Raw genomic sequence first — 4249 nt, 5'->3', positions numbered from 1 at the left:
ATGATATCCGGATGAAAATGAAGCGCATACCTGCGGTAATGGCTGTCGGAATTAATTCTTACTCCATGAAATACATGGGGTGACAGCAGCAGAAGGCTGTGGGAAGTAAGGCAATATCGCTGTCCTTCCACCAGGTAGTCCGCATCTCCATCCACAAAGTAAAACACCTCATAATAATTGTGACAGTGCAGATCATACTGCTCCGTCCGATACTGCGTATCGCTGTAGCCCACATTGATCATTTCCAAATAGCGGCTGTCCTGTTCTTTTTCATTTTCCGGCATTGCATAACCTCCCTAAGCGTGTTTAAAATTGCTTTCTGGCAGCTGCGTCACGCTCTAACGAAACCATAGCATAAAAATACTATAAAACATCAGAGCGATATTTGCAATATAATCGCCTCTGCCGGCAATGGTATTTTTCTGATAAATAGGCTATAGTTTTTACAAAGCTCCGGTAAAACGAAAATGAACCGGACAGAAAGGATATTATTATGATAACAGGAGCACAGCTTTATACCGTCAGAGATTATATCCAAACGGAAAAAGATTTTACATTTACAATTCAGAAAATTGCAGCCATGGGTTATACAACTGTGCAGATTTCTGCCATCGGCAAGGATATTCCTGCCAAGCGGATCCGCGGGGTATGTGATGAAGCAGGGGTGGCGATTGTATTGACCCATAATAGTCCCGACCGGATTCTATATGATACGGATGCATTAATAGCTGAGCACAATATACTGGGCTGTAACTATATCGGACTTGGCAGCATGCCGGAAAAATACCGCAGCAAAGACTGGATTTCTCATTTTGCCGATGATTATCTGGAACCTGCTAAAAAAATGGCTGCTGCAGGTAAGCTTTTTATGTATCATAACCACAACTTTGAATTTGAAAAACTGGGACAGATACGTATGCTGGAATATCTCCTGGAGGCATTTGCACCGGACGAACTTGGCATTACCCTGGATACTTACTGGATCCAGGCTGCAGGCGGTGACGTATGCCAGTGGATTACAAAATTAAAAGACCGGATTCCCTGCGTTCACCTGAAAGATATGGCAGTTCATCATGGCACCGCTATCATGGCACCGGTTATGGAAGGAAACTTAAACTTCACTGAGATACTGCAAACCCTTGAACATACAAACTGCAAACATCTGCTGGTAGAACAGGATATCTGCCAGACCAGTCCCTTTGACTGCCTGCAGAAAAGCTATGACAATCTTGCTGCTGCAGGTTACCGTTAGAATGCCGTTATTCAGAGCGTGTTCGGAAAATCACTTTATCAGTCTGACACACCCTGCCCTCCATGAAAAATAAAAGATAGAATGATGTATAAAAATGAGGTATAAAGTATGGATAAAATAAAACTTGGAATTATCGGAATCGGAAATATGGGCAGTGCTCACGCGTTATCACTGAATGCGGGAAATATCCCTGAGCTGGAATTAACCGCTGTAGCTGACCTGCGGGAGTCCAGAAGGTCATGGGCAAAAGAAAACCTCCCGGAAAACGTACAGATCTTTGCTGATGGGGACAGCCTGATGAAAGCAGGCTGCTGTGATGCCGTCCTGGTTGCAGTTCCCCACTATGACCATCCGCGTTTAGTCATAAACGCATTTGAACACGGACTCCATGCCATGTGTGAAAAACCAGCGGGTGTATATACCCAGCAGGTACGTGAAATGAATGAAGCCGCCGGGAAAACAGACAGGGTTTTCGGCATGATGTTTAACCAGCGCACCAATCCTGTGTACCGTAAAATATATGAAATGGTACACAGCCAAAATTACGGGGCTGTCAAGCGAGTAAATTGGATTATAACTGACTGGTACCGTACCCAGGCGTATTACAATTCCGGCGGTTGGCGTGCCACCTGGGCGGGAGAAGGCGGCGGCGTGCTTACTAACCAATGTCCCCATAACCTGGATCTTCTGCAGTGGATCTGCGGAATGCCCTCAAAGGTACACGCATTCTGTCATATGGGAAAATGGCATGATATAGAGGTAGAAGACGATGTAACTGCATATATGGAATTCCCAAATGGAGCCACCGGCGTATTTGTAACTACAACTGGGGATGCCCCCGGCACCAATCGTCTGGAAATCACCCTGGAAAAAGGTAAAATCGTCTGTGAAAATGATCTATTGCGCTTTTATGAACTGGATTGCAGCGAACGGGAATACTGCTTTACCACCCGGGAGGGCTTCCAGCCTCCTGCCGGACACTGGACCGATATCGTTACAGATGGAGAGAATCTACAGCATACAGGCGTTTTAAGAGCATTTGCCGCAAACATTTTAAGAGGAGAACCCCTGGTGGCAAACGGCGAAGAAGGCATTAACGGACTTGCACTTTCCAATGCAATGTACCTGTCCGGCTGGCTGGGCAGAACTGTGGAGCTTCCAATTGATGAAAATCTGTATCTGGAGAAATTAAACCAGCTGCGGGCTGGTTCTAAAATCAAAGAAGTGGAGGACATCACATTTAACACAGAAGGAACTTACGGTTCCGGGGGGAAACCATGAGAGCGGCTATTGTAGGATGCGGCAGTATCGCCCACGTCCACGCAGAAAGCATCTCCCGGCTGGATGGAATCACCCTGGCTGCTTTTGCAGATATTATTGGGGAACGGGCACAGGAATTCGCAAAACAATATGGAGGTAATGCCTACGTCACATTGGAAGAAATGCTGGCAAAGGAAAAACCCGATGTGCTGCATATCTGCACACCCCACTATTTACATGTACCGATGATGCTGTATGCACTTAAACACGGAGTCCATGTCTTTTCAGAAAAACCTCCGGTAATTTCAAGACAACAGCTGGATGAACTGCTCTCTCTCCACACAGAAAAGTATTTGGGATTTTGCTTTCAGAATCGTTATAATCCCAGCATCTGCCTGGTAAAAAAACTGCTGGAATCCAACGCCGCGGGAAATGTCATAGGTGCCAGAGGAATCGTGACCTGGGAAAGAGACTCATCCTATTACACCGAAAGCACCTGGAGAGGGAAACAAGCCACGGAAGGCGGCGGCGCACTGATAAACCAGGCCATCCACACGATGGATCTGCTGGTTTATCTGCTGGGAACACCCCGAAGCGTAGACGCGGTCATGCATAATCATCATTTAAAAGAGGTAATTGATGTGGAGGATACACTGGAAGCCTACATTCGTTTTCCAGATGCAGGTGCCGTCTTCTATGCAACCACCGCTTACTGTGACAATGTTCCTCCACTAATCGAACTGTCCTGTGAAAACAGAACCATTCGGATCGAAGACCACGCAGTCACTTACTACTATCGGGATGGGCGCATAGAAACTCCCAAACTGCCCTCCGTGGAAGCACTGGGGAAAGACTACTGGGGAAGCGGACACATGAGCTGTATAGCAGATTTTTATAAATCCATTCGTGAAAACAGCCGGTTTACCCTGGATCTTGCTGGAACACAGGATACCATCCGTCTGATGCTTGCTTCTTACGAATCCGCCAGAACGCAGAAAGAAATTTTCATAGATAACGTAGTTTAGAAGTGTATAACAAATTTGTAAATGTATAATAAGTTTGGATGTGCATAATAAGTTTGGATGTGCATAATAAGTTTGGATGTGTATATCTAGTTTTGAAGTGTATATCTAGTTTTGAAGTGTATATCTAGTTTTGAAGTGTATATCTAGTTTGGGAGTACATAACAAATATGGAAAGTAAAAAGAAAGGATTACGAATTATGTTGGAAAATGCAAAGATATCCTGTTTCGCAGATGAAATTGATACCGACCTTTTAAAACAGATAAAACTTTTGAAAGAATTGGAATTACGTTTTATCGAATTCCGCAGTGCCAATCATAAAGGCGTTGCAGATTATACCATTGCTGAGGCATTACAGGTAAAGAAAGAACTGGACCATAACAGAATTGCTGTTTCCGCCATAGGCTCACCTATTGGAAAAATATCTGTTACGGATGATTTCACATCCCACTTTAAACAATTTCAGCATATAACAGAATTGGCTGAAATTTTTGAGACACCTTATATCCGGATGTTCAGCTTCTATCTTCCCAAAGGCAGCGCTCCCGGGGTCTATCGGGATGAAGTCCTGAAACGCGTGGAACTGCTGGTGAATTATGCCGCAAAGAAAAACCTGGTCTTGCTCCATGAAAACGAAAAAGGGATTTACGGCGATACAGCCATACGCTGTCTGGATTTGATGAAGGAATTCTACGGTCCAAATTTTGGTGCCAT

General features: G+C 44.8%; 5 protein-coding genes. 4 read left to right on the top strand and 1 reads right to left on the bottom strand.

Going from position 1 to position 4249, the window contains the following annotated elements:
• A partial coding sequence (locus ACH2DQ_RS28705; RefSeq protein ID WP_395028777.1) for an AraC family ligand binding domain-containing protein occupies window positions 1-284 on the bottom strand: 284 nt, incomplete at its 3' end.
• Between the two features lie 209 nt (window positions 285-493).
• On the opposite strand from ACH2DQ_RS28705, the gene ACH2DQ_RS28700 reads away from it, so the two are divergent.
• From ACH2DQ_RS28700 to ACH2DQ_RS28685, 4 genes are all read left to right on the top strand, one after another.
• Entirely contained in the window at window positions 494-1252 is a 759-nt protein-coding gene (locus ACH2DQ_RS28700) for a sugar phosphate isomerase/epimerase family protein (protein WP_394914672.1), read from the top strand.
• A 108-nt stretch (window positions 1253-1360) separates the two neighbouring features.
• Window positions 1361-2533 carry a Gfo/Idh/MocA family protein gene (locus ACH2DQ_RS28695; protein WP_394914671.1) on the top strand — a complete coding sequence of 391 codons (1173 nt, stop codon included), beginning with the start codon at window positions 1361-1363 and terminating at the stop codon, window positions 2531-2533.
• Window positions 2530-3537, top strand: coding sequence for a Gfo/Idh/MocA family protein (locus ACH2DQ_RS28690; protein ID WP_394914670.1), 1008 nt, complete (start codon window positions 2530-2532; stop codon window positions 3535-3537). Before ACH2DQ_RS28695 ends, ACH2DQ_RS28690 begins: the two co-directional genes overlap by 4 nt.
• A gap of 167 nt (window positions 3538-3704) precedes the next feature.
• Window positions 3705-4249 (top strand): sugar phosphate isomerase/epimerase family protein (locus ACH2DQ_RS28685; RefSeq protein WP_395028775.1); only part of this gene is annotated, 545 nt, incomplete at its 3' end.

This window comes from Robinsoniella sp., from assembly GCF_034124845.1.
Note: the sequence above shows the minus strand (reverse complement) of the source record. Positions and strands in the feature narration are given on the sequence as shown.

Excerpts from the sequence above, each read along its gene's own strand:
- ACH2DQ_RS28700 (WP_394914672.1), top strand. The coding sequence starts at position 494 with ATGATAACAGGAGCACAGCTTTATACCGTCAGAGATTATATCCAAACG.
- ACH2DQ_RS28695 (WP_394914671.1), top strand. The coding sequence starts at position 1,361 with ATGGATAAAATAAAACTTGGAATTATCGGAATCGGAAATATGGGCAGT.
- ACH2DQ_RS28690 (WP_394914670.1), top strand. The coding sequence starts at position 2,530 with ATGAGAGCGGCTATTGTAGGATGCGGCAGTATCGCCCACGTCCACGCA.